The 25,941-nt window shown below is 69.1% G+C and carries 44 protein-coding genes and 1 pseudogene; 43 read left to right on the top strand and 2 right to left on the bottom strand.

The features are described 5' to 3' along the window. Nucleotides 1-25: 25 nt before the first annotated feature. Nucleotides 26-679: pseudogene (locus ACWV17_RS14365) on the bottom strand (ATPase, T2SS/T4P/T4SS family); the annotation flags it as partial. On the opposite strand from ACWV17_RS14365, the gene ACWV17_RS14370 reads away from it, so the two are divergent. Further along, a complete protein-coding gene (locus ACWV17_RS14370; RefSeq protein ID WP_455359982.1) occupies nucleotides 641-2,134 on the top strand; it encodes a recombinase family protein in 1,494 nt (497 codons plus the stop codon). The pseudogene ACWV17_RS14365 and the gene ACWV17_RS14370 sit on opposite strands and share 39 nt — an antisense overlap. Here ACWV17_RS14370 and ACWV17_RS14375 read toward each other — a convergent pair. Next, on the bottom strand, nucleotides 2,128-3,408 hold the full coding sequence (locus ACWV17_RS14375; protein WP_455359983.1) for a helix-turn-helix domain-containing protein: 1,281 nt from the start codon (nucleotides 3,406-3,408) through the stop codon (nucleotides 2,128-2,130). The genes ACWV17_RS14370 and ACWV17_RS14375 overlap by 7 nt on opposite strands. A 179-nt stretch (nucleotides 3,409-3,587) precedes the next feature. On the opposite strand from ACWV17_RS14375, the gene ACWV17_RS14380 reads away from it, so the two are divergent. The 42 genes from ACWV17_RS14380 to ACWV17_RS14585 all read left to right on the top strand — a co-directional run bounded on the left by ACWV17_RS14380 (nucleotide 3,588) and on the right by ACWV17_RS14585 (nucleotide 25,812). After that, nucleotides 3,588-3,794, top strand: a complete 207-nt coding sequence (locus tag ACWV17_RS14380) for a helix-turn-helix domain-containing protein (RefSeq protein ID WP_455359984.1) — start codon at nucleotides 3,588-3,590, stop codon at nucleotides 3,792-3,794. Next, nucleotides 3,791-4,234, top strand: coding sequence for a hypothetical protein (locus tag ACWV17_RS14385; RefSeq protein ID WP_455359985.1), 444 nt, complete (start codon nucleotides 3,791-3,793; stop codon nucleotides 4,232-4,234). The genes ACWV17_RS14380 and ACWV17_RS14385 overlap by 4 nt, the downstream gene beginning before the upstream one ends. Continuing rightward, nucleotides 4,231-4,389, top strand: a complete 159-nt coding sequence (locus ACWV17_RS14390) for a hypothetical protein (RefSeq protein WP_455359986.1) — start codon at nucleotides 4,231-4,233, stop codon at nucleotides 4,387-4,389. The genes ACWV17_RS14385 and ACWV17_RS14390 overlap by 4 nt, the downstream gene beginning before the upstream one ends. Further along, nucleotides 4,386-4,580: a hypothetical protein gene (locus ACWV17_RS14395; protein WP_455359987.1), complete on the top strand. Its 195-nt coding sequence runs from the start codon at nucleotides 4,386-4,388 to the stop codon at nucleotides 4,578-4,580. The genes ACWV17_RS14390 and ACWV17_RS14395 overlap by 4 nt, the downstream gene beginning before the upstream one ends. Next, a complete protein-coding gene (locus ACWV17_RS14400; RefSeq protein WP_455359988.1) occupies nucleotides 4,577-4,831 on the top strand; it encodes a hypothetical protein in 255 nt (84 codons plus the stop codon). Before ACWV17_RS14395 ends, ACWV17_RS14400 begins: the two co-directional genes overlap by 4 nt. A 77-nt stretch (nucleotides 4,832-4,908) precedes the next feature. Then, a complete protein-coding gene (locus tag ACWV17_RS14405; RefSeq protein WP_455359989.1) occupies nucleotides 4,909-5,772 on the top strand; it encodes a toprim domain-containing protein in 864 nt (287 codons plus the stop codon). After that, complete coding sequence (locus tag ACWV17_RS14410) at nucleotides 5,769-7,370, top strand: YfjI family protein (protein WP_455359990.1); 1,602 nt, start codon at nucleotides 5,769-5,771, stop codon at nucleotides 7,368-7,370. The genes ACWV17_RS14405 and ACWV17_RS14410 overlap by 4 nt, the downstream gene beginning before the upstream one ends. Nucleotides 7,371-7,522: 152 nt before the next feature. Further along, nucleotides 7,523-7,930 carry a hypothetical protein gene (locus ACWV17_RS14415; protein ID WP_455359991.1) on the top strand — a complete coding sequence of 136 codons (408 nt, stop codon included), beginning with the start codon at nucleotides 7,523-7,525 and terminating at the stop codon, nucleotides 7,928-7,930. Continuing rightward, complete coding sequence (locus ACWV17_RS14420; protein ID WP_455359992.1) at nucleotides 7,927-8,103, top strand: hypothetical protein; 177 nt, start codon at nucleotides 7,927-7,929, stop codon at nucleotides 8,101-8,103. The genes ACWV17_RS14415 and ACWV17_RS14420 overlap by 4 nt, the downstream gene beginning before the upstream one ends. Further along, on the top strand, nucleotides 8,103-8,600 hold the full coding sequence (locus ACWV17_RS14425; protein ID WP_455359993.1) for a single-stranded DNA-binding protein: 498 nt from the start codon (nucleotides 8,103-8,105) through the stop codon (nucleotides 8,598-8,600). The genes ACWV17_RS14420 and ACWV17_RS14425 overlap by 1 nt, the downstream gene beginning before the upstream one ends. Before the next feature lie 17 nt (nucleotides 8,601-8,617). Continuing rightward, on the top strand, nucleotides 8,618-8,815 hold the full coding sequence (locus ACWV17_RS14430; protein ID WP_455359994.1) for a hypothetical protein: 198 nt from the start codon (nucleotides 8,618-8,620) through the stop codon (nucleotides 8,813-8,815). Continuing rightward, complete coding sequence (locus ACWV17_RS14435; RefSeq protein WP_455359995.1) at nucleotides 8,812-9,465, top strand: hypothetical protein; 654 nt, start codon at nucleotides 8,812-8,814, stop codon at nucleotides 9,463-9,465. The genes ACWV17_RS14430 and ACWV17_RS14435 overlap by 4 nt, the downstream gene beginning before the upstream one ends. Then, a complete protein-coding gene (locus ACWV17_RS14440) occupies nucleotides 9,465-9,635 on the top strand; it encodes a hypothetical protein (protein ID WP_455359996.1) in 171 nt (56 codons plus the stop codon). Before ACWV17_RS14435 ends, ACWV17_RS14440 begins: the two co-directional genes overlap by 1 nt. Nucleotides 9,636-9,682: 47 nt before the next feature. Beyond that, nucleotides 9,683-9,913, top strand: a complete 231-nt coding sequence (locus tag ACWV17_RS14445; RefSeq protein ID WP_455359997.1) for a hypothetical protein — start codon at nucleotides 9,683-9,685, stop codon at nucleotides 9,911-9,913. Between the two features lie 114 nt (nucleotides 9,914-10,027). Then, nucleotides 10,028-10,195: a hypothetical protein gene (locus ACWV17_RS14450; RefSeq protein ID WP_455359998.1), complete on the top strand. Its 168-nt coding sequence runs from the start codon at nucleotides 10,028-10,030 to the stop codon at nucleotides 10,193-10,195. Then, a complete protein-coding gene (locus tag ACWV17_RS14455) occupies nucleotides 10,192-10,467 on the top strand; it encodes a hypothetical protein (protein WP_455359999.1) in 276 nt (91 codons plus the stop codon). Before ACWV17_RS14450 ends, ACWV17_RS14455 begins: the two co-directional genes overlap by 4 nt. Continuing rightward, complete coding sequence (locus ACWV17_RS14460; protein WP_455360000.1) at nucleotides 10,464-10,721, top strand: hypothetical protein; 258 nt, start codon at nucleotides 10,464-10,466, stop codon at nucleotides 10,719-10,721. The genes ACWV17_RS14455 and ACWV17_RS14460 overlap by 4 nt, the downstream gene beginning before the upstream one ends. Continuing rightward, nucleotides 10,718-11,095 carry a DUF6907 domain-containing protein gene (locus ACWV17_RS14465; RefSeq protein ID WP_455360001.1) on the top strand — a complete coding sequence of 126 codons (378 nt, stop codon included), beginning with the start codon at nucleotides 10,718-10,720 and terminating at the stop codon, nucleotides 11,093-11,095. Before ACWV17_RS14460 ends, ACWV17_RS14465 begins: the two co-directional genes overlap by 4 nt. Further along, the gene (locus ACWV17_RS14470) at nucleotides 11,092-11,934 is read left to right on the top strand and encodes a DUF2637 domain-containing protein (RefSeq protein WP_455360002.1); all 843 of its coding nucleotides are present in this window, start codon (nucleotides 11,092-11,094) and stop codon (nucleotides 11,932-11,934) included. The genes ACWV17_RS14465 and ACWV17_RS14470 overlap by 4 nt, the downstream gene beginning before the upstream one ends. Then, nucleotides 11,931-12,095 (top strand): hypothetical protein, encoded by a 165-nt coding sequence (locus ACWV17_RS14475; protein WP_455360003.1) that lies wholly within the window; start codon nucleotides 11,931-11,933, stop codon nucleotides 12,093-12,095. The genes ACWV17_RS14470 and ACWV17_RS14475 overlap by 4 nt, the downstream gene beginning before the upstream one ends. 7 nt (nucleotides 12,096-12,102) lie before the next feature. Continuing rightward, complete coding sequence (locus ACWV17_RS14480; protein WP_455360004.1) at nucleotides 12,103-12,402, top strand: hypothetical protein; 300 nt, start codon at nucleotides 12,103-12,105, stop codon at nucleotides 12,400-12,402. 8 nt (nucleotides 12,403-12,410) lie between these two features. Further along, nucleotides 12,411-13,055 (top strand): hypothetical protein, encoded by a 645-nt coding sequence (locus tag ACWV17_RS14485; protein WP_455360005.1) that lies wholly within the window; start codon nucleotides 12,411-12,413, stop codon nucleotides 13,053-13,055. Between the two features lie 210 nt (nucleotides 13,056-13,265). Then, the gene (locus tag ACWV17_RS14490) at nucleotides 13,266-13,643 is read left to right on the top strand and encodes a hypothetical protein (protein ID WP_455360006.1); all 378 of its coding nucleotides are present in this window, start codon (nucleotides 13,266-13,268) and stop codon (nucleotides 13,641-13,643) included. 22 nt (nucleotides 13,644-13,665) lie between these two features. Beyond that, nucleotides 13,666-13,845 (top strand): hypothetical protein, encoded by a 180-nt coding sequence (locus tag ACWV17_RS14495; protein ID WP_455360007.1) that lies wholly within the window; start codon nucleotides 13,666-13,668, stop codon nucleotides 13,843-13,845. Between the two features lie 178 nt (nucleotides 13,846-14,023). After that, nucleotides 14,024-14,614, top strand: coding sequence for a DUF4352 domain-containing protein (locus ACWV17_RS14500; protein WP_455360008.1), 591 nt, complete (start codon nucleotides 14,024-14,026; stop codon nucleotides 14,612-14,614). A 13-nt stretch (nucleotides 14,615-14,627) separates the two neighbouring features. Beyond that, nucleotides 14,628-14,912 carry an HNH endonuclease gene (locus ACWV17_RS14505; protein ID WP_455360009.1) on the top strand — a complete coding sequence of 95 codons (285 nt, stop codon included), beginning with the start codon at nucleotides 14,628-14,630 and terminating at the stop codon, nucleotides 14,910-14,912. Between the two features lie 6 nt (nucleotides 14,913-14,918). Then, nucleotides 14,919-15,359: an AAA family ATPase gene (locus tag ACWV17_RS14510; RefSeq protein WP_455360010.1), complete on the top strand. Its 441-nt coding sequence runs from the start codon at nucleotides 14,919-14,921 to the stop codon at nucleotides 15,357-15,359. 257 nt (nucleotides 15,360-15,616) lie between these two features. Next, nucleotides 15,617-15,898, top strand: a complete 282-nt coding sequence (locus tag ACWV17_RS14515) for a hypothetical protein (RefSeq protein ID WP_455360011.1) — start codon at nucleotides 15,617-15,619, stop codon at nucleotides 15,896-15,898. Next, complete coding sequence (locus ACWV17_RS14520) at nucleotides 15,870-17,378, top strand: terminase (RefSeq protein WP_455360012.1); 1,509 nt, start codon at nucleotides 15,870-15,872, stop codon at nucleotides 17,376-17,378. The genes ACWV17_RS14515 and ACWV17_RS14520 overlap by 29 nt, the downstream gene beginning before the upstream one ends. Then, nucleotides 17,372-17,551: a hypothetical protein gene (locus ACWV17_RS14525; RefSeq protein WP_455360013.1), complete on the top strand. Its 180-nt coding sequence runs from the start codon at nucleotides 17,372-17,374 to the stop codon at nucleotides 17,549-17,551. Before ACWV17_RS14520 ends, ACWV17_RS14525 begins: the two co-directional genes overlap by 7 nt. Further along, nucleotides 17,548-18,858 carry a phage portal protein gene (locus ACWV17_RS14530; RefSeq protein WP_455360014.1) on the top strand — a complete coding sequence of 437 codons (1,311 nt, stop codon included), beginning with the start codon at nucleotides 17,548-17,550 and terminating at the stop codon, nucleotides 18,856-18,858. Before ACWV17_RS14525 ends, ACWV17_RS14530 begins: the two co-directional genes overlap by 4 nt. Further along, nucleotides 18,845-19,594: an HK97 family phage prohead protease gene (locus tag ACWV17_RS14535; RefSeq protein ID WP_455360015.1), complete on the top strand. Its 750-nt coding sequence runs from the start codon at nucleotides 18,845-18,847 to the stop codon at nucleotides 19,592-19,594. Before ACWV17_RS14530 ends, ACWV17_RS14535 begins: the two co-directional genes overlap by 14 nt. Nucleotides 19,595-19,661: 67 nt before the next feature. Then, on the top strand, nucleotides 19,662-20,927 hold the full coding sequence (locus ACWV17_RS14540; RefSeq protein WP_455360016.1) for a phage major capsid protein: 1,266 nt from the start codon (nucleotides 19,662-19,664) through the stop codon (nucleotides 20,925-20,927). 43 nt (nucleotides 20,928-20,970) lie between these two features. Then, complete coding sequence (locus ACWV17_RS14545) at nucleotides 20,971-21,363, top strand: hypothetical protein (protein ID WP_455360017.1); 393 nt, start codon at nucleotides 20,971-20,973, stop codon at nucleotides 21,361-21,363. Continuing rightward, nucleotides 21,363-21,611, top strand: a complete 249-nt coding sequence (locus ACWV17_RS14550; RefSeq protein WP_455360018.1) for a hypothetical protein — start codon at nucleotides 21,363-21,365, stop codon at nucleotides 21,609-21,611. The genes ACWV17_RS14545 and ACWV17_RS14550 overlap by 1 nt, the downstream gene beginning before the upstream one ends. A gap of 5 nt (nucleotides 21,612-21,616) precedes the next feature. After that, nucleotides 21,617-22,267 carry a hypothetical protein gene (locus ACWV17_RS14555; RefSeq protein WP_455360019.1) on the top strand — a complete coding sequence of 217 codons (651 nt, stop codon included), beginning with the start codon at nucleotides 21,617-21,619 and terminating at the stop codon, nucleotides 22,265-22,267. Nucleotides 22,268-22,270: 3 nt separating this feature from the next. Continuing rightward, on the top strand, nucleotides 22,271-23,086 hold the full coding sequence (locus ACWV17_RS14560) for a hypothetical protein (protein WP_455360020.1): 816 nt from the start codon (nucleotides 22,271-22,273) through the stop codon (nucleotides 23,084-23,086). Next, nucleotides 23,087-23,554, top strand: a complete 468-nt coding sequence (locus tag ACWV17_RS14565; RefSeq protein WP_455360021.1) for a hypothetical protein — start codon at nucleotides 23,087-23,089, stop codon at nucleotides 23,552-23,554. It begins immediately after the preceding gene. 60 nt (nucleotides 23,555-23,614) lie between these two features. Further along, a complete protein-coding gene (locus tag ACWV17_RS14570) occupies nucleotides 23,615-23,821 on the top strand; it encodes a hypothetical protein (RefSeq protein WP_455360022.1) in 207 nt (68 codons plus the stop codon). A 3-nt stretch (nucleotides 23,822-23,824) separates the two neighbouring features. After that, nucleotides 23,825-24,811, top strand: a complete 987-nt coding sequence (locus ACWV17_RS14575; RefSeq protein WP_455360023.1) for a phage tail tube protein — start codon at nucleotides 23,825-23,827, stop codon at nucleotides 24,809-24,811. A 12-nt stretch (nucleotides 24,812-24,823) separates the two neighbouring features. After that, nucleotides 24,824-25,333, top strand: coding sequence for a hypothetical protein (locus ACWV17_RS14580; protein ID WP_455360039.1), 510 nt, complete (start codon nucleotides 24,824-24,826; stop codon nucleotides 25,331-25,333). Between the two features lie 11 nt (nucleotides 25,334-25,344). Further along, nucleotides 25,345-25,812: a hypothetical protein gene (locus tag ACWV17_RS14585; RefSeq protein WP_455360024.1), complete on the top strand. Its 468-nt coding sequence runs from the start codon at nucleotides 25,345-25,347 to the stop codon at nucleotides 25,810-25,812. The last annotated feature ends 129 nt before the right edge of the window (nucleotides 25,813-25,941 follow it).

Here is a 25,941-nt window from a genome sequence, read left to right on the forward strand (position 1 = left end):
GCCGCGCAGAGCGGGGCGGCTCCCGTCACAGCGCACCCCCGAGCATCGACCGCAGCCGCTCCCAGCCACGCTCATGAACGAACGCCTCCGCACCCCACCGCAGGGCCGGTACGGTCACCACCAGCCCGGCCGCATCCCGCTCCAGGACATGTACCTCGGCCACCCGCCGCCGCCCCCGCCGGTCCCGTGCGAGATGGACCACCACCGACAGCGCGGCGGCCAACTGGCTGTGCAGCGCCGCCCGGTCGAGCCCCGCCGCCGTCCCCAGCGCCTCCAGCCGCGCCGGCACATGCGCCGCCGCGTTGGCGTGCACGGTCCCGCATCCACCTTCGTGCCCCGTGTTCAGAGCGGCCAGGAGATCCGCCGCCTCGGAGCCGCGCACCTCACCCACGACCAGCCGGTCGGGCCGCATCCGCAACGCCTGCCGCACCAGGTCCTTCAAGGTCACCAAACCCACCCCCTCCTGGTTGGCCGGGCGGGACTCGAGCCGCACCACATGCGGATGATCGGGACGCAGCTCCGACGAGTCCTCTGCCAGCACAATCCGCTCCGCGGCCCCCACCAAGCCCAGCAGCGAACTCAGCAGCGTCGTCTTCCCGAAACCGAGACTAAGACACCTCTGGGATGCCACAGTTGGGGCATGAAGACAACCCGCACGCCCAGGGGCCTGCGCGCCCGCGCTGTCATCTACGTGCGCATCAGCCAGGACCGCGCCGGTGCCCACCTTGGCGTGGACAGTCAGCGCGAGGACTGCGAGGCACTCGCAGCGAGCAGGAGCTGGGACGTCGTCGAGACCTACGTCGACAACGATCTCTCCGCGTACAGCGGCAAGCCTCGCAAGGGCTACCGGCAGATGCTCGCCGACCTTGAGGACGGCCTCGCCACCGTCGTGATCGTGTGGCATAACGACCGGCTGCACCGATCGCCGCTGGAGCTGGAGGGCTACATCGATCTCAGCCAGCGCCGCGGCATCGACACTCACACCTGCGTGGCCGGAGAGATCGACCTGTCGACACCCGGCGGCCGGATGAACGCGCGGATGCACGGCATCATCGCCCGGCACGAATCGGAGCACAAAGCCGAACGCGTCGCCCGTGCCCGCCAGCGGAACGCGAAGGCCGGCAAGTGGGGCGGCGGCATCAGGCCGTTCGGCTGGGGCGTGCCGACGGGCGAGATGCGCAAGAAGATCGTGAAGGGCACGGGCGAGGAGATCGAGGTGCCCGTCCTCGACATGAACCAGCTGGTGACGGCCGAGGCCGAGGTCCTGTACAGCTGCGCGCAGCTCATATTGTCCGGCGGGTCGATCAAAGCGGGCGTGAAACTGCTGTCGAACAAGGGCTTCACCACCACGCGAGGGAACCCGATCAGCCACGTTGAGCTGCGCGACATGCTGCTCCGCGAGCGGAACGCCGGCATCGCCATCTACCAGGGCGAGGAGATCGGCAAGGGTGCGTGGGAGCCGATCATGTCCGAGGCGGAGTTCCGCGCGGTCGCCGCGATCCTGAAGGACCCGTCACGCCGAACCTCTGCGGGCACCACGCCTCGCTGGTTCGGATCCATGATCTTCAACTGCGGCCGGGGTGCATGTACTTCCAAGGTCGTCGTCACCATCTCCGGCGGCAGAAACCACCCGAGCTACCGATGCCGCACCTCGCACGGCGGCGGCCGGCGCGCGGACATCCTCGACCAGTACATCGAGGACATCATCATCGAGCGACTGTCCCGCCCGGACGCGGCCGACCTGCTACTGCCCGGCCCGTCGGACGTAGACGTCGCAGCGCTGCAACTGGAGAGCGAGCAGATCCGACGCCGCATGACGGACATGGCCGCCATGTTCGGCGCCGGGCAGATGGACATGGCCCAGTTCACCGAGGGCAGCGACATGGCCCGCGCCCAGCTGGAGGGTGTCACGCAGCAGCTGGCGCGGGCGGCGACGCGGGACCCGCTCGTCGGCCTGGTCGGCGTGCCGGACGTGCAGAAGGCGTGGAAGGGCATGGAGCTGGAGCAGCGGCGGGCGGTACTGCGGGCCCTGCTCACTGTCACGCTCCGGCCGGCCCGTCCCGGCCGCATGCCCGACGGCGGGTACTTCGACTACGACGCCATCGAATACAAGTGGAAGCGGGGCGGTCACTGATCCTCTTTAGGCTTCTTGATACGAACCACTCGCCGACGCGGTTTGGCACCAGAATCGGCCGTATGCAAGGGCGCCCTGGGATTCGGATCCGGCCGACCGCCGCGTTCCACTGTGTACCGCTCAAGCAAGGGGGCGGGGTCGAGTCCGAAGGCGCGCGCAAGCACACGAATGTGACCACGCGCATACACGTCGCGATTGCTCTCGCCAACCGCCGCTGTGAAATCGTCGCGCTCAATGGCCTCAACCACCCGAGGCCGAATCCGTGTCAGCAGATGCACGTCTTCAACCGTCATGTCTGCCTCCCTTCGCGCACGGCTGAGCCGCTGGCCAATCGACTCGCCCCCTCGCCCCGTAACGGGATGCGTCTGCAGGATCAGCTCTTCGCCCTTTGCTGCACGTAGGGAATCGATACGTCCGAGCAGATACTGGTACTGCCTTTCCAGCTCAGCCTGCTGGGTCGCGGTTTGCTCGAAGATCACCTGTGCGTACTGCGCTGCCTGCCGCGCTTCCTCCTCCCGCTGCCTGGCCTGGGCATACTGCGTCCGTGCAGCGTTGACCTGCATCCCCATCTCGAAGATACGCCGCTCGACGGCCTTTGCTTCAACCTGCAATTCCTCATCGGTGGGAGGCGCTTGCATCTGCTCCGGCACCCCGCTAAGGAATCCCGACCCAAGCAGCCATTCCGCCGTGGTGTCTAGGGCGCGCGCGATCACCTCGGCCTCAGACATTTTCAACAGACGTGTGCCGTTCTCGAGGCGAGCGAGGTCCTTCAGTTCGACATCTGCCCCGAGTTCAGAAACGCGCTTTGCGAGCTCTTCGGTCGACACGTTCAGCAGACGGCGGTAGCGCTTCATCTGACGGATGAAAGTGTCCTGGGCAAGGTGCCCGGATTGCGTCAGTTCAACGTCTCGGCCACTCATGAGGCCCGGCATCGCGTCCTGTTCGGCAGTCACTTGCTGGGCGTGCCGAGATGCCGCTGACTCAAGCTCGACCTCCACCTCTTGGGCAGGGCCACTACGCGCCCATGTCTCTCCCTTGAGGATCGCAATGTGGGCGCCGGGAAGCCATCCAAGCGCCTCCTCGATTCTGCCCAAGGACTGCGGCATCCGGCCGCGCGGTACGCGACCTTCTTCAGCAACCTGAATGCTCTTCTCAGAAACGCCGGCCTTCTCCGCCAGCGCCCTGCGGCTGTACCCAGCCTCCTCCCTGTGCTCGCGGATCCTCTTGCCGAGCTCGGCCCAAGCTTCGGGATCCATGGGAACGATGATCGCCATGCCCACTCCTGTCAACGATTGGCAACGGTCACAGCTTACGACTGTGGCAGTGAAGCCAGCCCGTGTCCACACTTTGTGGCTACGACACCGCACGCTTTGGCTACATGTTGCCTACGTAGCCAAAGTTTCTGGCGTCAACACTTGGCATCGAATCCACACAGGAGGTAGCGTTCTCAGCCATGAAGACGAACGGACTTCTGATCCGCCACAAGCGGATCGCGCTTGGCCACGGCATGAACCGCTTCGCGGCCATCGCCGGCATCAGCGGGCCTGCGCTCAGTCGTATCGAGAACGGACAGCGCCAGCCGCGCCCCGAAACTCTCAAAAAGATCACTGACGCGCTGGGCTGCCAGATCGGCGACGTCGCACCTGATGAGGCGGCATGACCGCCATGGCGGCCACGGCCGCAAACGACGACAGCGCCTGGGGTGCGACCCGGGCGCCGTCTGTCGAGCAATTCAACGGATCTCAGCAGATCGGAAAGCTCGAAGTGAATTCTCCCACGAGGGCAACGGCGCCGTCGACCCCGGCCGTCCAGCGCGACAGCATCACCATCGACCGCCTGCTCGACGACCCGGTGACGGACCTCATCGCCGCGGCGAACGTCAAGCTCATCGACTCGGACATCGACGACGAATTCTTCGGCGCCGTCATCATCCGGCCGGGCAAGCGCACCGTCCTCTTCATGCCGCAGGGCCGCAGCGAGCTCGAGACCGACGTCCTCACCCGGTACCTCCTCGCGCAGGCCCTGCACCTGGACGTGACGCCGCTGCCCAAGCCGTTCAACGTCGAGGTCCACCCGCTCCTGCCGGGGGTGCCGGCATGACCACCGCCGAAGCCCTCGCCCACCTCGCCACGGTCCGCGAGAACGCGGATGGACCGCTCGCCGAAGTCCTCGACTACCTCGCCGCCGAGATCCGTCGCACCGACGACCCGGCCGCCGTCGCGGACCGCTTCATCTACCTCACGGCCCGCCCGTGACCACCCAGACGCAAGCCGCAGCGGCCGGGGACACCCCCGGCCGCCCGGCCCGGGACCCGGACCCGACGCGCAACGCCGCCTACTGGGCGCGCATTGACGCCGCCGTCGCGACCGCCCCGCCGCTCACCGACGACCAGCGCGCCCGACTCCGGGCGATCTTTCATCAGCCCGCGGCCAGGGAGGCGGCATGACCGAGCAGGAGCGACACCCGGGCCAGTGGCCCGTCGACAGCCCTGTCGACCTCGACGCCTCCCCGGCGATCGCACAGCGGCAGCGGTACAACGCCCACCGCGCCCGGTTCGAGATCACCCTCGGCTCGGTCCGCGCAGACCTCGAAGAACAGCCGTCCGAAGCCAGCGTCCGCGCCGCCGCCCGACGCTGGCAGAACGCCATCACCGCCATCGCCGACGAGACCGTCGCTCAACTCCGCAAGGCCGGATAACGGCGGGCGGGCGCTAGGGGGTAGCGCCCCCCACCACACGAACACCCAATCCAGCTCGCAGAAAAGAGCCCACGTTCGTGAACGACACCATCGCCTTCAACCGCCTCGCGGACCTCCTCCGCGATCGGGGCGAGCCGACCCGGTACCAGGGCGGCGCCCTGCGGACGCGCGGCATCTGTCACGACGGCGACGCCCCCGGCACGGTCGCCATCAGGCGCGGCGCCAACGGAGCCGTGGTCATTTACTGCCACAAGTGCCAGGGCAACCGCGACTTCCTCGACGCCCTCGGCTGGACCGAGGCGGACCTGTACGACGAGCCCCTCCCCGAACGTCAGCACGACCGTACAGCCGATGACACCTGGATCCCGTGCGGAGAGCGCGGGCACAAGCGCGTCGCTCAGTACCTGTACCGCGACGAGAACGGCATCACCGTCCACGGCGTCACGCGCTGCGATCAGAAGTGCTTCGCGCAGTGGCGGCCCGACGACGGCGCGAAGTCCGGCCGCCGGTGGAGCTTGAACGACAAGCAGGGCAAGCGGCTCGTCCGCCTGGTGCCGTACCGGCTGCCCGAGATCCTCCAGGCCAAGACCGAAGACCGCGCCGTCTTCATCGCCGAGGGCGAGAAGGACGTTCATGCGCTCGTCGACAACGGGCTTTACGCCACGTGCAACGCGGGCGGCTCGGGGAAGTGGACGTCCGAGCACGCCCAGCATCTCGAAGGCATGGACATCACGGTCGTCGCCGACCGGGACGACAAGGGTCGCGAGCATGCCACGGCCGTTGTCGAGAGCCTGCGCGGCGTCGCCCGCTCCATCTATGTGGTGCAGGCCAGGACCGGCAAGGACGCCGCCGACCACTTCGCCGCCGGACACAAGGACTTCGAGCTCGACCAGGTCTGGGCCCCCGTCCCGTACCCCGGCGACCCGGGGGAGGGCGCGTGAGCAGCGCACCGAACTGGAAGCCCGACATCGAACCACCCTCCTGGGACAAGGGCGTACACCCGGAGGACCGGAGGGACTGGGAGCAACCCGTCCCGCTCGATCCCCCAGCCGCTCCCTCCCTCGACGCGTCCAAGCTGCGTGGCATCGGCACGATGGCGCAAGCCGTATCCGACAGCCTCCAGGTCCCCGTCGACCTGCCGGCCTGGCTCGGCATGGCCGTCGCCTCAACCGCCATCGGCGGCCGCCGCACCGTCAGTCCCAAGCCCGACTGGGTGGAGCCGGTCACCCTCTACACCATGCCCGTGGCGGCGCCCGGCGAGATGAAGTCACCCGCCCTCGGCCTCATGGCCAAGCCGATCTTCGAGGAGCAGAAGCGGCGCCGCCTCGAGGACAGCTCCGCCGTGGCCAGAGATCAGCAGGACCGACGCATCGCCGAGGCATGCGTATCCGACGCCGAGTCCAAGGTCATCAAAGCGAGCGACCCCGACAAGCGGAAGTCCATGCGGGCACTCCTCGACGCCGCTCGCGACGACCTCGAATCCCTTGGCGAGCCCAAGGTGTTCACCCAGCTCATCGCCGACGACACCACTCCCGAGGCAGCCACCGACGTGATCGCCGAGCAGGGTGAGCGCCTGGCCGTGCTCTCCACCGAGAGCTCGTTCCTCGGCAACGTCGGCGGCCGGTACAGCAAGAACGCCAACCCCGAGATCGTCCTCAAGGCCTGGAGCCACGAGCCCCACGCGGTCAACCGCAAGAGCGGCCGGCCACTGCTGCTGGAGCGTCCCAACCTGTCCCTCGGCCTGGCCGTACAGCCCGGCTTCCTGACTGGCATGGGCGAGACCGGCGACGTGTTCGAGGCCCGCGGCCTGATGGCTCGGTTCATCTTCTCGATGCCTGTGAGCCGGGTCGGCGACCGCGTGTACGACACCGACCCGATCCCCCCGGCAACCAGCCAGGCGTGGGGCGCGCGGGTCAAGCAGATGATGGCCACGATCTGGGACGACGAGCCGCTGGAGATGCAACTCGACCGCAAGGCCAAGGAGTCGTTCCGCTCCTTCTGGGAAGCCCTGGAGCCCCGACACAAGTCGCACGGCGACCTGGCCGCCATCGAGGGCTGGGCAAAGAAGCTGCCCGGCCAAGTCCTGCGCATCGCCGCGGTCCTGACCCTGTTCGAGAACCCCGAGGCGCTGATCGTGCCGGGTGACGTGATGGACGACGCCGTGTCGCTCGTCCCGTACCTGATCGCACACGCGCGTCTGGTCTCCGACCTGATGTCGGCCGAGCGCCAGTCGAAGCTGGGGCCGGCCCGCGCGGTGCTCGACTGGCTGCGCCGGAAGGAAGTTGAGGGCCGCTTCTCCGCCGGAGATGTCGAGAGGGGCGTTCGCGGTCAGGCCTGGTGCACGGAGATGGCGGACGTAGATGACGCGCTGGACGTGCTCGTGCGAGCTGGCTGGGTCCGTCAGATCGACCCGCCGGAACGCAAGGAGGGGCAGCGAGGGCGGCCGCAGAAGCGCCGGTTCGTGCCTCACCCGGACGTAACGAGCAGGACGGAGAGCCGGGTTATCTCCATTAATTCCATGCCTCGGGGTGCCGCATGAGTGGCCCCGGCATTACTTCCAGGACTCCCCGTAAGCCTATTTCTAACTAATTATTACTCTCTGTTACCAACGTGAAAGCCTCAGAGTCACAGCACCAACCCTCACCCTCACCTTGCACGTCCCAATCGCATGGAATTAATGGAGGAAACCCCGTGATCCCTGCCAGCCACCCCTACGAAGCCCGCTACCGCCACGACGGCCACGTGCGTCCCTACGTCACCACCAAGCCTGTAATCGCCTGGGGTGACGACGGAGTCGCGCTCGTAGCCGACGAGAAGACCGGTCGACTGCGCGAAGCCTCCAGCTACAGCAACTTCTCCGGCGTAGCCCCGGCGGACGCCGAGGTGGTCGGCGCGGTGCCCGGCGGCACATGGCGAGCAGAGTTCAGCACCGACGAAGAAGGCACGGTCTCCTGGCCCGTCCTGGCCTGGCTCGTCCGCAGCGACGGTGAATGCTCTCCGGTGTACGCCGACCGCGATGGACTCACTGACAGCCCTCTCGCCGTCGGCAACTTCGTGCGCCTGTACCAGCCCGAAGAGGACCCGGACGACGCCGCATGAACGTCGACGACCTGGTGGCCGAGCGGATCGCCGCCGCCCGCGCCCGCATCGAGGCGAACAAGCGGCGCCGCGCCGCACTCGCCGCAGCCCGCCAGCGCGGCCTCGCCCTCCGCCACGCAGCCAAGCTCCGCCAGCTCAACTACCGCGACGCCGAACCCGAGGAGACCCCCTGATGTCAGGCGAGACCGTCATCACGATCGTCGGCAACCTGGTCGACGACCCCGAGCTCAGGTTCACCCCGGCCGGCGCCGCGGTCGCCAAGTTCCGCGTCGCGTCCACCCCGCGCGTCTTCGACAAGCAGGCCAACGAGTGGAAGGACGGCGACGGGCTGTTCCTCACCTGCTCCGTGTGGCGGCAGGCCGCTGAGAACGCGGCGGAGACCCTGTCCCGCGGGATGCGCGTCATCGTGCAGGGCCGGCTGAAGCAGCGCAGCTACGAGGACCGCGACGGCGTCAAGCGCACCGTGTACGAGATCGACGTCGAAGAGGTCGGTGTCAGCCTCAAGAGCGCCAGCGCCAAGGTCACGAAGAACCCGGCCGGCGGCCGCCAGCCCAACACCCCGCCCGCCGGCGACCCGTGGGGCGGAGCGCGGCCCGCCAACACCGCGCCGGCCGCGGACCCCGCCGCAGCTGCCGCGCCCGCGGGCTACAGCGACGAACCCCCGTTCTAGGCCTGGAGGACACCGCCATGACCGACCACGAGATCCAGCTCCTCGCCCTCGGCGCCACCCTCGGCGCCTACGTGATGCTGCTCCTGCAGCTCACCTTCGACGCCTACGACTCCCGCCGCGGCGAACGCGCCGCGCGGGCCGCCCTCGCCCGCCAGCTCAAGAACCACGCCGTCCGCGACTGGCGCGACGCCCTCACCATGCGGGAGCGAGCGTGACCGCATCGTGCGGGCTGTGCGAGCGCGACTTGCAGGACGGCTACCTCTGCCCGGGCTGCACCCGCGCGACGGACGAACGCCTCGGCCGGATGCAGGGCCTGTACGCCGCTCTCGCCGCGTTCCTCCAGCCCGGCGGCCGGCGGCCAGAGCTCGGCCGCAGCAACCGCGTACACGCGCCCCTGCCCATCGTCGAACCCGTGCTGAACCTCCGCGGGCCCGGCGGGATTGTCGGCATCCTCGAAGACTGGCGGTCGGCGATGCAGTCCGACCGCGGCTGGGGCGAGCCCGCAATCCCCGGCAACACCGAGGAGCGGATCAAGAAGGCGGCCCGCGGGCTGAGCCAGAACCTGGAATGGATCGCCAGCAGCTGGCCCATGGCTGGCGCGTTCGCTGAGGAGATCCGCGGCCTTGAGCGGTCCGTGCTGTCCGTCGTCAGCCCGCCCGAGTCGTCGTTCCGCCTCGGTAACTGCCCCGCCGTCTTCGCCGACGGCGTCATCTGTGGCGCCGTCCTGCGCGTCCCGCACGGCACCGCCAAGGTCGAGTGCAAGTGGTGCAACACCGTCTACCCGCCCGAGTCCTGGCTCGCCCTCGCCGCCAACCAGTGGGGCGACCAAGGCGCCGAGGACATCGAAGAGAGGCAGGCGTCCTGATGGCCGTCACCTATGTCACCTGCCGCGTGCTGTCCGGCCGCGGCGTCCAGTGCACGGCCGAAGCCGTCGACCCGCACGCCGAACTGAAGATCTGCGTCCGCCACCTCGGCGAGGCGATGCGCCTGACGAGCGAGGCGCTTGCCAACGGCGCGGCGCGGAAGTCGAGTTGATGCACACGCCCTCGCTATCACGGGGGGCCCGTGATAGTCTGCACGGGATGGACACGAAGCCCTGGCGGGATCGTGTACGACTGGAGGACGAGCTGCTCGAACAGCTCCAAGACCAGATGTCGCAAGCCGCCAAACGCCGAGCCGCCGCCCTCGCCGAGGGCGTCGCTGAACTCGGCAGCGTCTACAAGGTCGCCAAGGACATCGGCAAGAGCTGGACCACCGTGGACCAGGCGATCAAGAAGAACGGGCCCGCTCGAACGGACCCGACAACCGCATAACGCAGAACGGGAGCCAGACGGCAGCTCCCTCCGGTGCTCGAACACCGGAGGAGCCCGGGCGCCGCCTGACTCCCTGACCTCATCCGCCTTGGTATCAGCAAGGAGGACTCGGCTATGCCGCAGTCTATTGCGCACGCAATCGAAGATCTTGCCGCACCCCAGCCCACCCGGCGACTCATCGCCGTCGGCACCATCCGCCGCCACGGCGGCCGCACCACCACGGTGCGCGCCACCCCGGCCGGCGTCACCGGAAGCATCACCTCTGCCGGCGGTGCCCGGTGAGCGAGACCCGCACCCAGCCCAGCGTCGACGCGATCGCCGTACTCACCGCGATCGCCGACCGGCTCACCACCGCCCGGCCGCACGCCGCCATGGACGAGGGGCGCCGACTCGCCCTCGTCTTCCGGTACGCCAACGAGCGGCACGGCCTGTGCACCGACGCCGCCGACGAGCTCGAGCGCGAAGTCCTCAAGCACGCGCCCCGCCTCGACCGCGACGTGACCCGCGGCGAGTACGCCCTCATCCTCCGCAAGATCGCCGGAGGTGCGGCGTGAACGAGACCCGCGTCCTCCTCGAAGCGGTCCTCGAAGCGATCGCGATCCCGCACCCGGCGACCACCGGCGACGGGGAGGTGCATGACCGGATCCTCGCCGACCGCGTCATGCACGCCCGCATCGCCCTGGAGAACGTCCTCAACCGCGGCGACGACCCCGGATGGTCCGCCGACTACCTCCGGACACGGCTCACCGAGCACCCGGCCACCGGATACCGGGCCGCCGGCGCCCCGCGCACCGAGGCCGGCCGATGACCGCGGCTCGCACCGTCACGGTGCAGACCATCGACCATGGCGACGTCGTCCTCACCTGCCCCGCCTGGTGCGCCGGTCACGACGAGACACCCCAGTACCGCATCGACATCTCCCACTTCGGGCCCGAGATGGAGTTCACGGCGGAGACCAGCCGCGGCACCGTCACGACGATGATCGCGGCGTTCGAGCAGCGGCCGTACATCGGCGACAAGTTCCCCGGTACCGCCCCGCTCGTCTGGATGGGCATCGACGGCGACGGCTACCCCTCCAACCCCGAGCAGCTCGACCAGCTCGCGGCCACCCTCGTCGAGCACGCGGCACAGCTCCGGCACCTCGCACGCGAGCTCACCGTCCTCCGGGCGGTGCAAGCGTGAAGCTCAACCCCGTCCAGGGCCTGGCGGCCGGCGCCGCGGCAGTTACCGTGGCGCTGACCGGCACGGCCTTCTGGCTGTCCTACGAGCACCTCCACGACGTCGCCGCGGCCAACGGCCTGTCAGGCCTACGCGCTTGGGCGTGGCCCGGCACCGTCGACCTGTTCATCGTCGCCGGCGAACTACTCATCCTCCGTGCAGCCCTCCGCGGCCGGTTCGACTGGTTCGCCTACCTGCTCGCCGGAGCCGGATCGCTCGCCTCCATCGCACTCAACGTCGCCGGCGTCGGCTGGGGCGCCGAGCCCCTGGAGTACGTCGTCGCCGCCGTGCCGCCAGTGGCCGCGCTGCTGGCCTTCGGTGCGCTCATGCGGCAGGTGCACGAGGCGCTCGCCAAGGCCGGCCGCACGCTGGCCATCCCGGACCCGCCGGTCATGCCGCCGGTCACAGCGGGCCCCGAGACCCAGCCCGAGGCGGTCGACGAAGTGACCACGGAGGTGACCATCGAACGGGCCGACACCGAGCCCGAGCAGGTGGTCATCCCACCCATCGCCACCCTGGAGTTCCGGCCCCTCACGTGGCCACCGCTCGAGGCCGGCCCGCAGTACGGGACGACCGCCGCCATGACCAGCGTCGTGCCCGCCGACGAACCCCGCCAGATGGTCAGCATGCCGGTCACCATCACCCCCGCTGAACTGCGGCGACAGGCCCGCAAGCTCAACCGGGAAGCGGTCAGCGCCACCGGCCGCCCGGTGACCATCGACAAGCTCCGCAGTGAACTCGGCCTGTCCCGCCGCGAAGCCACCGACATCCGCCGCGAGATCGTCGGAGGCAGCCGGTCGTGATCACCTACCACGCGATCGGCTACCACGCGTTCCTCGGCACCCTCGGCGCCCTCGTACTCCTGCGCCTCATCCCCAGCGGCACCCGCGCCCACAAGCTCCTCGGCCGCGCCCTGCTCGCCACCCTCGTCGCGGTCACCGCGCTCATCGCCTTCTCGTACTGAGGACCCCATGAACACGAACCTGCTCGCCGCCATCGACACCGCGGCAGCCCACACCATGGCGGCGCCCAACGCCCCGGCCGGGACCGGCGGATCCGTCCCCATCTCCGTCCTGCTGATCATCGTCCTCGGCGGCATCGCCTGGTGGATGTTCAAGCACGGCGACAAGAACAAAAAGCTCCACCTCCTCCCCGGCTTCGTCTGCCTCGGCCTCGGCCTCTCCCTCTCCGGAACCCAGATCGGCGCCCAAGTCGGCACGTTCTTCGGCAGCCTCGCCCAGATGCTCGCCACCTTCGCCGGCAACGCCTGACCGGGCCCGTGGCCACCGACCCCGACGCCGACACCATCGAGCTGCCTCCCGTACCCGTCTTCGGGGGCGGGAGGCCCCGCCGGGCCGCACGCCGCATCCACCCCCGCCGCATCACCGCCGGCCACCTCAAGCTCTACAGCCGGCTCCGCAGCTGGGCGCTCGCCGAAGGCCTCCAAGCCCGAGGCAAGACCATCACCGCCCGCGGCACAGGCCTCACCCTCAGCGCACTCACCACCTGGCGCATGGCCCACCAGGAGCCCCGCCTCGTCGCCGCCGCGGCCGCGGCCTACCTGTACGCCGCCTGGCGCGCCGGCCGCCCCGTACCGCCCACCACCGAAGAGCTCCAACGCCGCTTCCTCACCGGCATCCAGCACCTCATCGGCGACCGGACCGGCATCCACCTCCGCGAGCTCTACGACGCATTCCAAGCCCGCCCCGCCGCCGCACACCTCGACGACACGCGCCTGCGCGCGCTCCTCATCCACTGCGGCGTACCCATCCACAAGTCCCTCCGGATCGGCGACCAGACCGGCCGCAGCGGCATCAAGGCCACCGAGGTAGCCGCTCTGCTCTCCCCCGTCCCGCCGGACGCCCCTCTTGAACATGTAGACGCAGGTCAGAGCCCCGCAGAAGGGGTCGTAGACCACCCGTAGACCGGGCTGTAGACCACCAGGAGACCCAATGCGACGCCACATCCATGCCCTCATCCGGGCCCTGCGCACCGACCACCGCACCTACTACTGCGCCCCCTGCGGCGGGTACTACCCGTTCCAGCACTTCTGCCAGTGATGGCCAGAGCATCGACGACGAACTGTGACAGGCGCCCCCTGCCCGCCCCCATGCCTCGCGCGGGAGAATCAGCCATGCCGTCCGTGATCCGCGTCGTCAGCGTCGCCGCCGCAGCAACACTCCTCGTCGGCGGTGGCTTTCTCGCCGGTCGCATGACCGGCCCCGCAGGCGAACCTGCCAACTCCGCCTGCAAGGAGGCCCAGCAGGTCGTCGCGCAAGCCCTTGACGACGTACAGCAGGCCCCCGAGTACGACGAAGCAGGTAAGCAGCAGAACGTCCGCCTCGCCGCCAACGCCATCCTGCAGAACCCTCAGTGCTTCAGCGCCGCAGACCGCGCCACAGCGCAATCTGCCGTCGACGGACTCGATCAGCAGGAGCTGGACAGATGGAAGGAAGACTTCCAGCAGTGCGTGGACGACGCGACGGATGACTACTCGTGGAGCAACTGCTGATGGGCCGGGGCACCATGGGGACATGACCGAGCCCGTCCTCGTTGACCCCTACGCCGCTCAGGCAGCCACCGGGATAAAGCCCGGCACCATCCGCGTCTGGCTCCACCGCGGCAAGCTCACCCACCACGGCCACGACCACGCCGGCCGCACCCTCGTAGACCTGCACGAACTCCAAGCCCAACTCGCATCCAAGGCCGCTTGACCAGCTAGATCGCAGGGTGTAACACTCGAACCACGTTCGGCGTGCCCACACGCCGCCGGCCACGACTCATGAAGGCTTCGACCCATCCCCTCCGGTCGGAGCCTTCGCCGTTCCCGCCCCAGATGGCCCCGGGTCCGCCATGATGTCCCCTCTCATCACGCAACGTCCTGGGGGGACCATGCGCACCCGCACAGCCGCCGTAGCCGCGGCCCTATTCCTCGTACCGCTCACCGCCTGCGGCGGCAACACCGGCGACGCCAAGGCCGACGCCAGCGCCAGCCCATCGCCTACCGAAGCCAGCAGCGACCCCGCAGCCGAGCCCACCATCACCCGCCAGCCGGTCCTCAAGATGGGCGAGACCTGGGCCTTCGAAAGCACCGGAGAAGACGCCTACCAAGGCGACGTGACCGTCCTCGACTACAAGCAGGGCATCAAGTCCGTCGGATCGGCCGAGGACGAGGCTGGCACCAAGGGGTACGAGTGGGCCTACGTCGAGCTCAAGACCTGCAGCGCAACAGGCACATTGACCGCTGACTTCACCCCGTGGGCAATCGCCTACGAAGACGGCGCACGCGTCGAGGCATCGAGCACCACCTACGACGACTTCCCCAAACCGGAATATCCGGCAGAGACCACGTTGACCACCGGCAAGTGCGTGCGAGGAAAGCTCGTCTTCGCCGTGCCCGGCGACACGTGGCCCCACACCATCGTCTACTCGCCATACGGGCTCGACACTCCCCAGGAGTGGGCCATCCCGACCGAAGGGTAACGAGGTGGCGCCCGTGGCTGGCAACCCGCGCAACGGGCGCCCCTACCGTCGGCTCTGCACCTGGCAGCGCACACTCGGCCTGCCCTGCTGGATCTGCGGCCACAACATCGACTACGACATCCGCGGTGAGGCCGCGTCCCGTAGCCCGTGGGCCTTCACCCTCGACCACCTCGTACCGCTCAGCCGCGGCGGCGACCTCCTCGCCCCGGCCAACGCCCGGTCAGCGCACCGACGGTGCAACTCGGCCCGCGGCAACCGCGCCTCGGTGAAGCAGGCCCGGGCCTCACGAAGGTGGTGACGCACGGTGCTGATCGTCGTCACCGGGCCCCCGGCCGCGGGGAAGAGCAGCTGGATACGGGCCCACGCGAAGCCCGAGGACATCGTCATTGACCTTGACCTGATGGCGCTCGCGATGGCTGGCCCGGGCGCCGATCATCACAACCACCACCCCACCCTGCTCCGCGTCGTGCACCGTGCCAGGCAGGCCGCCATCCACGAGGCGGAGCGGCACCTCGACCAGGTCGACGTGTACCTAATCCACACCATGCCTAGCCCCAAGCTGCACGCCCGGTACAAGCGGCTCGGCGCCCGCATCGTCGTCGTCGACCCGGGCGAGGCCATCGTCCGCCAGCGGGTCAGGGACATGCGGCAGACGGAGATGGAGGGCGTGGTCACACGCTGGTATCGAGACCACCGCCGGGGCGGCTCACGCCCTGTCACCACACAGTCATCGCGGGCCTGGTGATCGCGCGCCGCGAATTCGATCAACACGAATCGCGAGCACGACCGGGGCCGGCGAGTCCTCCTCGGGGAGAGAGTGGATCAAAACTTGAGCGCAGGACCGGGCGACCCAAACGCCCTTCGCTCCCTGTTTTTTGCGCGGCCTAATTTCAAGATCGCAACGCCAGCGATTTAGTGACGCTCTGTAGCTGCCCGCTAATCACCGTGATCTTGCTTTGAGTGAATTAGTGGCGGTCACAGTCCGTGACGGGGGTGCTGATCATGGACGACGTCGAAGAGGCCACCCGCGCTGAGCTTGACAATCTCCGAGTTGAGCAAGTCAGCCCCGGCTTGGCCGCAGTCGCTGTCCGTCTCGCCAAGGCGCTCGATGCCATCCCTGCCGACGATGCCCCGACGTCACAGGCTGTCGTCGCCGACAAGCTGACGGCCGTCATGACCAAGCTCCGCGCCCTGGCCCCCATCGGGGAGGAAGGGGATGCGGTCGATGAGCTCACTGCTCAGCGAGCCAAGCGCCGTGCCGAAGCACAGGAACGCCTCGGCTGACGAGCCCGTCTACGGCTCCCAGACGCCCCGGATCCTCACGGTGCCCGGCACCGGGCTGTCCAGTGCCGGGCAGGAAGCCGTCGACCTGGCGGCACGGGCGGGGCTGCACCTGGATCCGTGGCAGCAGTTCGTCTTGGACCAGGGGATGCGGGAGGACGCGGCCGGTAACTGGGCCGCGTTCGAGGTGGCGGTCAACGTCCCGAGGCAGAACGGCAAGGGCGCGATCATCGAGGCCCGCGAGCTGTGGGGCCTGTTCCTCGGCGGCGAGCGGCTGATCCTGCACAGCGCCCATGAGTTCAAGACGGCGAAGCAGGCGTTCAAGCGGATCGAGCGCCTGATCCGTGGCTGCCCTGACCTGCACAAACGCGTCAAAGCCTACCGGTACACGGTCGGTGAGGAAGCGATCGAGCTCCACTCGGGGCAGACGCTGCGGTTCATCGCGCGCTCCGGCAGCTCCGGCCGGGGCTTCACCGGTGACTGCAACATGCTGGACGAGGACATGATCCTCGGCGATGACGCGATGAGCGCGCTGATGCCGACGATGGCCGCGGTCGCCAATCCGCAGATCTGGTATCTCGGCAGCGCCGGGATCGGCTCACCCTCCGTACATCTGGCCCGGCTGCGCCGTCGCGCTCTGGCTGCCCAGGAGTCGGGCGACCCGGATCCTTCCCTCGCTTACTTTGAGTGGTCGATCAGCGCTCACGCGAATGAGTGCGGCCCGGGCTGCACGGACCATGACGACATCGACGCCACGGAGTCCGTCCTCAAGGCGAACCCTGCGGTCGGCTACCGGCTGACGCTGGAGAAGACGGAGCGGGAGAGGCTGTCGATGGGCCCAGACGGATACGCCCGGGAGCGGCTCGGCGTGGGCAACTATCCGAGCGATGCGGCCGACACGTGGTCGGTCATCGGCGAGGACGCGTGGCGGGCTCTGGCGGACGGCACGTCGTCTATGGCGAACCCGGTGGCGTTCGCCATAGACACCACCCCGGAGCGCAGCCACACGGCGATCTGTGCGGCTGGGGCGAACGGCTCGGCGGTGCACGTTGAGGTCGTCGACCATCGGCCCGGCACCGGGTGGGTGGTCGAGCGCGTGGTCGAGCTGGTGGAGAAGTGGAAGCCGTGCGCGGTCGTGGTCGACGCGGGCGGCCCCGCTGGCTCTCTGGTTGCGCCGCTGCGTAAGGCGCTCAAGGACAAGGGCCAGGAGGAACTCCTCCTCGAACCGAAGGTCCGCGAGGTCGGCCAGGCCTGCGGCCAGTTCTACGACGCGGTCACCTCCCAGTCGCTGGTGCACCTCGACCAGGCGCCGCTGGCTACGGCTCTCGCTGGCGCGGACAAGCGCCCGCTGGGCGACGCCTGGGCCTGGGCACGGCGCGGCGTGAGCGTCGACATCAGCCCGGTGGTGGCCTCCACCCTCGCGGTGTGGGGGCATGCGGAGCGGGCTGACGTTGAGCCGGAAGGGGCGCCGAACCTGTGGTGAGGACCGCAGCCTGGACCGTGTTCGAAGTGCTGTGCCTGCTGTGCGCCTTCGTAGGCGTGTGGCTGATCTATCCGCCCGCTGCTCTGATCCTGGGCGGCTTGGTGGGCGCCGCCGTTGCCGAGCAGGCCACGGCGAAGCGGCCCAAGCCTGAGCCGAAGGGAGGTGCGCGGTGAGCCTGTTGGGACTCTTCGAGCGCCGCAGTGTGGAGAATCCTGCTGTCCCGCTGACCTCTCAGTCGCTGATTGAGATGATGGGCGGCACGCAGGTAGACGCTGGGGTTGAGGTCAGCGAGACCAGCGCGCTGCACATGCCGGCCGTGTGGCGGGCCGTGTCGGTCGTGGCCAACGTCTCGGCAGCGCTGCCGCTGCATACGTACACCACCGGCACCAAGGACAAGGTGTCCGTTGCGCTGCTGGACGACCCGCACCCGGAGCTAACCCGCTTCGAGCTGTGGCGACTGGTGTACGTGCACCGGCTGCTCTGGGGTAACGCCTACCTGCAGAAGATCCGCAACGGTGCTGGCGTGGTTGTGCAGCTGTGGCCGATCCGCCCGGACCGGGTGAAGGTCGACCGCGAGGCGCCGAGCGCGGAGAACCCCGGGGGGAAAGTCTTCTGGGTCAGGGACGACCAGGGTGCGCGGCAGCGGCTGACGTCGCGGGAGATTCTGCACCTGCCCGCGCTCGGCTACGACGGGGTGACCGGCTGCTCCCCGGTCCGCGCAGCAGCGCAGGGCATCGGCCTGGGCCTGGCGGCGGAGAAGTCCGCGGCCAAGCTGTACGGCTCCGGCAACATGATCTCCGGTGTGCTGCAGACCGAGCAGCGCCTGGACGCGAAGCAGGCCGCGATGCTCAAGGCCAACTGGAAGGCCAAGCTGTCCGGGCATCAGTCCGCGCACGACATCGCGGTCCTCGACTCCGGCGCCAGCTTCCACCCGGTGACGATGCCGTACAAGGACAGCCAGTTCCTCGAGAGCCGCCAGTTCCAGGTGACCGAGGTGGCCCGTATGTTCGGCGTTCCGCCGTTCCTGCTCATGTCCACCGAGAAGTCGACGTCGTGGGGCACCGGGCTGGAGCAGCAGGCGCAGGGGTTTGTGACCTGGGACCTGGCCCCGACGTGGCTCACGCCGACTGAGCAGCGCATCTCCAAGGAGTTGCTGCCAGCCAACCAGTATGCGAAGTACGCGCTTGGCGGGCTGCTCCGTGGCGACAGTGCTGCGCGAGCCACGTTCTATCGGGCGATGCGGGACACCGGGGCCTACTCGGCCAACAACATCCTTGAGCTTGAGGACCTGCCGCCGCTCGAAGGGCCCGAGGGCGACATGCACCTGCAGCCGCTGTACATGGCGCCGCTGGGCACGGACCCGACTGTGAAGGCCGCGGAGCCCCCCGCGTCCGCCGACGCGGCAGCACGCGCTGCCGACCATCTGGCCAAAGCGCATCGGCTGCTGACGCAGGAAGGCGAGAGCGATGACGAGGAATGAGGAGCGGCGGGATCTCGCCCTGGCCACGGCCGGGGTCGAGCTCCGGGCCGCCGACGACGGAGCCAGCACCCGCGGGTTCGTGGGACACGCCGCCGTCTTCAACAGCCGGACCGCAATCGGCAACCCGCTGACCTGGGGGTTCTACGAGGAGATCGCGGCCGGTGCTTTCACGAAGACCATCGCCGAGGGCGACGCCCGTTTCCTCGTCGATCACGACACCCGCCTGGTGGTGTCGCGAGTATCGGCCGGCTCCCTCCGATTGGCCCAGGACCAGGTCGGCCTGGCCGTCGATGCGGACATGGACGAGCGCCTGTCCTACGTGGGCGACCTGGTGGTGAACCTCGACAACCGCAACGTGACCGGCATGAGCTTCGGGTTCCGGGTCGTCAAGGACGACTGGGAGACCGTCGATGTCGAGACCGTCGGCGGCGACAAGGCCGAGGCCGAGCTGCGCATCATCCGCGAGGTGCAGCTGTACGAGGTCAGCGCCGTGACGTTCCCCGCCTACGAGGACACCGACGCCGGGCTGCGATCCGTCGGGGTGGCACTGGCCGCCCGCGGCGATGACGCAGCGTTCGACCGCCGGGCCGCCTACCGGCCCGAACTCAACGACTTCCGACGCGAGCCGGCTGAGACCACTCGCGGCACCGACGCAACCCAGCCGGGAGAGACCACTGGGGGCCGTCAGGCGATGCGCATGGAGGCGCTCGCCGCCCGCTACCGCCTGGCGCGGTAGCCGCTCTCACATCCCTATCCCCAGCCCCTGCCGCATCGGCACGGGGCCACTTGTGCTGGAGGCACACATGCCCAACCGACTTCAGGGCCTGCTCGACCAGCGGGCAACCGCCTGGTCTGCTGCCCAGGTCTTCCAGTCCCGCGGCGATGACACGCCGCTGTCCGCCGAGGACAAGAGCGCGTGGGACGCGGCGCTCGCCGACGTCGAGCGCCTGTCTGCCGAGATCGAGACCGAGGAGCGGCACGCCCGCCTCTCCGCCGTCGACTACTCCCAGGTCGTCACCGCCTCGGCGGACACCGAGGAGGCCGAGGAGGCGCGCGCTCGCCACGGCGGCGAGGAAGGCGTGAAGGCCTACACCGACGCCTGGCGCAGCTGGATGCGCGTGGGCACCGCGGACCTCGACTCGCAGGAGCGGCAGGCCCTGCGCACCGGCTGGGTGGACGGCAAGGAGCTCCGCGCCCAGGGCGTGGCGACCGGCGCGGCCGGCGGCTACCTGGTGCCAGCACCGTTCCGGGCCACGATGGTCGAGACGATGAAGTTCTACGGCGCCATGCGGAACGTCGCGGAGATCATCACCACGGAGACCGGGGCGACGCTGCCGTGGCCGACCAACGACGACACCGCGAACGTAGGAGCGATCCTCTCGGAGAACACCGCCGTTACCGAGCAGGACGTGACGATCGGCACGAACGACGTCGGCGCCTTCATGTACACCTCGAAGCTGGTGCGGGTATCCCTGCAGCTGCTGCAGGACAGCGCATTCGATGTGGAGTCCTGGCTGGCGCGGAAGCTCGGTGAGCGCATCGGCCGCATCCAGAACACCCACTTCACCACCGGCACTGGCACCGCGCAGCCGGAGGGAGTGCAGACCAATGCGACCATCGGCGTCACCGGCGCCACCGGTCAGACCACGTCTGTCACCTACGACGACCTGATCGACCTCATCCACAGCGTGGACCCCGCGTACCGCCAGAGCGGCCGCTCGCAGTTCATGCTCAACGACGCGTCTCTGGCGAAGGTTCGCAAACTCAAGGACACGCAGAACCGGCCGCTGTGGGAGCCGTCCGTTCAGGTCGGCGTCCCGGACGGGATTCTCGGCTACGGGTACACCGTCAACCAGGACATGCCGGTGATGGCCGCGAACGCGAAGAGCATCCTGTTCGGCGACTTCTTCGCCGGCTACCTCATCCGCGACGTCCGCGACATCCAGACCCTGCGCCTGGCCGAGCGGTACGCCGACTTCCTGCAGGTCGGGTTCCTCGCGTTCTCCCGCGCGGACGCCACCCCGCAGGACGCCAGCGCGTACCGCGCGTACCGCAACTCCGCCACCTGATCCTCAGGCCCCCCAGGGGCACGCAAGCGAAGGAGAGCGCAGCATGGCGATCTCGCCGAAGAAGGACAGCACCCCGGACAGTGGCGTGCTGCAGGACAAGCCCACCGCGAAGGCGGCCGAGCAGGGCGACCACGACCGGATCGTGATGGCCTCACGGCGGCCGGACGGATCCATGGACCAGATCAACCCCGAGTTCATCGGCGACAAGGACGTCGCGCTCGCCGCGGCCAAGGAGCAGCTCGCGGTGCAGGCCGCGAGCGCGGTCGACACCGCGGCCCGCGGCGTCACTTCCGGGCCGGCCGAGGACGGTGTCGGGTCGTCCGAGCCGGACGCCGAGGTGAAGGCCCTCAAGGACGCGCAGGACGCCGCCGTCGAGGCGGCACAGTCCCGAGCCGAGCGTGAGGTCAACGACCTCCACCAGGGGCTCGGTGCCTGATGCCCCTGATCCGCATGCTGACCAGCGTGTCGGGTGACGGCTTCGTCTGGGAGCCCGGGCAGGTCATCGACCTGCCCGGGCCGCAGGCCGCAGCGTGGGCCGACGGGCGCCGCGCCGAGCTGATTCGCGACGAACCCCTGGAGACACCCGAGGCCACCCGACCCCCGGCCGAGACCGCCACCGCGCGGCGACCCGCCGCGCAGAAGACCGCCGACCGGCCCCGCCGCGGCAACCCCGGCAAGGGCTGACGATCATGCCCGGCCTCGGCCTCCTGCAGGACAACTTCGACGACGGTGTCCTCGACCCGGTCAAGTGGTCGCAGTCCTACGGCGATCCGCTGGAGGCCGGCGGCCGGGCGCGGGTGCCGTGCACTACCGGCTACGCCGCGTACCGGTCGGCGAGCATCTACACGCTGACCGGCGGGCAGGTCGCCATGCGCGCCTACGCACCCGCGGCCGGCGGCGGGGCGACGACGGCGGCCTGCTCGATCCTGGTCCTCAGCTCGGTGGGCGGCACCGACGCTGGGTTCCTGATCGACACCGCACAGAACGCGATGGGCCTGTACCTGCGGATCGGATACGCCGACGGGGGCGCGCTGTTCCCCGCCTACGACCCGGTCGCGCACGCGTGGCTGCGGCTGCGGGAGGGCGGCGGGACGCTGCTGTGGGAGACCAGCCCGGACGGCCTGGCGTGGACAACCCGGCGTACCGCGGCGACACCGGCCTGGGCGGCGGGGTCGGATCTGTCGCTACTCATGGAGGCCCACCGCGACGCAGGTGTGAGCGACTTCGCCGAGTTCGACCAGCTGAACATCACCCGGCCGGGCCAGCTGGACGCGCCCTGGCGTTCCGCCGGCGCGCTCTTCCCGTTCGCCCGCACGGGCCCGACGTTGAACGGAGGCTGAGCGATGTTCGACCTCGGTGCGGTGGTGCCCTTGGGTACCACCGTGAAGGACTCCACGGGCGCGCTCGCCAACGCCGGCTCCATGGCCTTGACGATCACCTTGCCGGACAGCACCACCACGGTGGTCTCCCCCCTCGCCCCGGTGACCACGGGCAACTACGCCTACGACTACACGACGGTGCAGGCCGGTCGGCACACCACGCGGTGGGTCGCCACCGGCGTCAACGCCGGCGCGTACAGCGATGCGTTCGACGTGCGGGAGGCGACGTCGCCAGCGCTAATGTCGCTGGCCGACGCCAAGAAGCACCTGAACCAGACTGGCACTCAGCACGATGACGAGATCCGCGATTGGATCAACACCTGCACCGAGGCCGTGGAATTCTTCGTCGGCCCGGTCATCGTGCGCACCGTCACCGAGGTGCACGACGTGCGCCTGGCCGAGGCGCTCGCGCTGCGGCAGGTCCCGGCGCTGTCGCTGACGACGGTGGCTGCGATCCGCACCGGCGGCACGTCCTACGCGGCCGCCGGCCTCGACCTCGACGGGCCGAGCGGCATTGTGCGCCGGCTGGACGGCGGGCGGCTGTGCGGGCCGCTGCGGGTCACGTACACGGCCGGGCGGCGCATCGTGCCGCCTTCCGTCTCCTCCGCCGCCCGGATCATCCTGCAGCACCTGTGGCGCACCCAGCAGGGACCGGGCCGGCCGCAGCGCGGCACCGGTGACTTCGAGGTCAGCGAGCCGGTCCCCGGCCTGGGATACGCCATCCCGAACCGGGCCATGCAGCTGCTCAGCCCGCAACAACTACCGCCCGGGATTGCGTAGATGGCTACCTCAGCAGTACCTGCCGCAATCAACGCGATCCTCGCCCTGCTCCGGGCCGAGGCGGGCCTGAGTGGCGTGCAGGTCATCGACGGCCCGCCCACCCTCGACATGGCCGACTCGGAGATCGTGGTCATCGGCTGGCAGGACGGCGGCGAGCAGGCGGTCGAGGAGATCCAGCAGTTCGCCTACGCTGGCGCCCGGTCCAGGGATTCCGACTTCTCGATCGCCTGCTGGCTCGACACCTGGTCCGGCGACAACGACATCGGCGTTCGCCGCGCCCGCGCCTACGAGCTGCTCGCCGTCGTCGAGAACGCGCTACGCGCGAGCGTCGCCAAGCCGGCCGCACCGGCGCTGGGCGGCGTCGTCCAGTGGGCGCACATCACCAGGATCGTGCTCCGGCAGGACTTCAACAACGACGGCGTGCAGGCCTCGCTCGCGTTCACCATCACCTGCCGCGCCCGCATCTGACCAACACCAGAGGAGCCCGCACGGTGCGGGCTGTTCGCCATGCCCAGAAGGAGTAGTCCCGTGGCGAAAGTCCGCTACATCGGCCGCAACCCGGTGAATGTTCCGGAGCTCGGCGAGGAGCGCACCGTCCAGCCGGACGAGGTGGTCGAGGTACCTGACGCCCGGTACGCCGGCTACGTCTGCCAGACCACTGCGTGGGAGTCGTTCGAGGAGCCCACGCCCGAACCCAAGAAGGCCATCGCGGCCAAGTCGCAGAGGGAGGGCTGACCCGTGGCGATCGGATCCGGTCTCGGCGCACAGCTCGGCATCGCAGCCGAGTCCAGCTACGGCACCTTCGTGGCGCCGACGAAGTTCTACGAGTTCAGCAAGGAAAGCCTCGTCCTCAAGAAGACCACCGCGGTCAGTGCGGGCATCGCGGCCGGCAGGCAGCTGGCGCTGTCCTCGCGGCGGGTGCTGACCCAGAAGGAGGCCACCGGCTCGGTCGAGCTGGAGGTCGTCAACAAGGGCATGGGGATCATCCTTCAGGCGCTGATGGGTACGACCGTGACCCCGGTGCAGCAGGGCGCCACTGCGGCCTACCTGCAGACGCACACCCTGGCGGACGTCGCGGGCAAGAGCCTGACGATCCAGAAGGGCGTCCCGCTGACCACGGGCATCGTGACGGACAAGACGTTCGTCGGCTGCAAGATCATCTCGGCTGAGTTCTCCTGCGAGGTCGGCGGCATGCTGACCATGTCACTGGAGATCGACGGCAAGGACTGCGACGAGACCCAGACCCTGGCGGTCGCCAGCTACCCGGCGGTGGCCCCGTTCCACTTCGCGCAGATGGCGGTCAAGGCCGGCACCTTCGGCACGGAGACTGCGCTGGACGGGATCCGCAAGGTGTCCGTGAAGATCGAACGCGGGCTGGCTGTAGACCGGTTCTACGCCGGGCAGGCCGGGCTGAAGAAGGAGCCCATCTCCAACGACCTGACGAAGATCACTGGTTCGCTGGAGATGGACTACGTGAGCACCACCCTGGACGACCTGCACACCAGCGACGCTGCGACGTCGTTCGTGTGGGAGTTCCTCGGTCCGATCATCGCGGCCCCCCACAACGAGACCTTCCGCATCGTCGCGCCCGCAATCAAGTTCGACGAAGCGCCCCCGACGATCGACGGCTTCGATGTCGTCAAGCCCACACTGCAGTTCACCGGGTACTTCGACGGCACGAACCTGCCCAAGATCGAGTACATGTCCTCGGACGTCACGCTGTAGGAGGTGACGGCCATGGCCGTCGGCGAGATCCGCATCCTCAACACGACGACGCTTCTTCAGTTCAGCCGTCGGCTGCGGGCGGCCGGCGGGCCGCGCCTGCAGCAGAACTTCGCCCGCCGCATTCGTCGCGCGGCTGAGCCGCTCAAGGACGACCTCGAGCGGACCATGCGGACGCTGAACATTCGCAGCGACGGCGGACGCAGCCGGGGCGGACCGAGCCCGACGACCAGGCCGCTGCGCGCGACCATCGCCAGCGCGATCCGCATCAGCGTCCGCACCGGCGCCCAGCCCGGAGCCCGGGTGTGGATCGACCGCTCCGCGCTGCCGCGTGACCTGCGCGGCATGCCGAAGGCGATGAACGACACCCGCTGGCGGCACCCCGTGTACGGCAACCGCCGCAGGTGGTCCACGCAGTACGCCTCCCCTGCCTGGTGGGACGCGACGGTCCGCAAGCACGAACCCCGCATGCGCGCCGAAGTGGCGCGCATTACCGACGATGTACGCCGCTCGCTGGGCGGCTGAAGGAGCGCGCAGTGATCATCGTGTATTCGCCGGAGGACGGCGAGCCGGAGCGGTTCGACGCCCGCAGGATCCGTACCAGCGAGATCCAGATCATCGAGCGGACAGCCTCACGCCGCTGGCCCGAGATGCTCGACGCCATGGGCAACGGCGACGTCACCGCGATGCGCACCGTCGCATGGGTGGTCAAGAAGCGGTCGAACCCGTCCCTGCCATACGCCGACTTCGACCCGTTCCAGGACGAACTGAGGGCCCGCCTGGACGACCGCGAGATCCGGCAGTACGCCGAGCACTTCGCCGAGACGTTCCGGGCTGACGAGGGGACCCGCACGACCGCGTTCGAGGAACTCCTCGAAGCTGCGGACGACCGGCAGTTCGCCGAGACGCTCATCAAGGAACTGACCGCGGACCCGACCGGACAAGCCACGGACCCAAAAGGCGGGGAGCTCCTCGAGGCGAGTCCTTCGCCGAGCGACGGCTGACCTACCTCGGTCTCTTCGCGCACGTGCTGCACATCCCACCGGAGCAGGTCGACCGGCTCGCCATCGAGGACTTCGACACCCTCGCGACCTGGGTCGACGAACACCAGAAGCAGCAACGCGCTGCCAGTA

The sequence above is a fragment of the Streptomyces mabaensis genome (genome assembly GCF_053763515.1).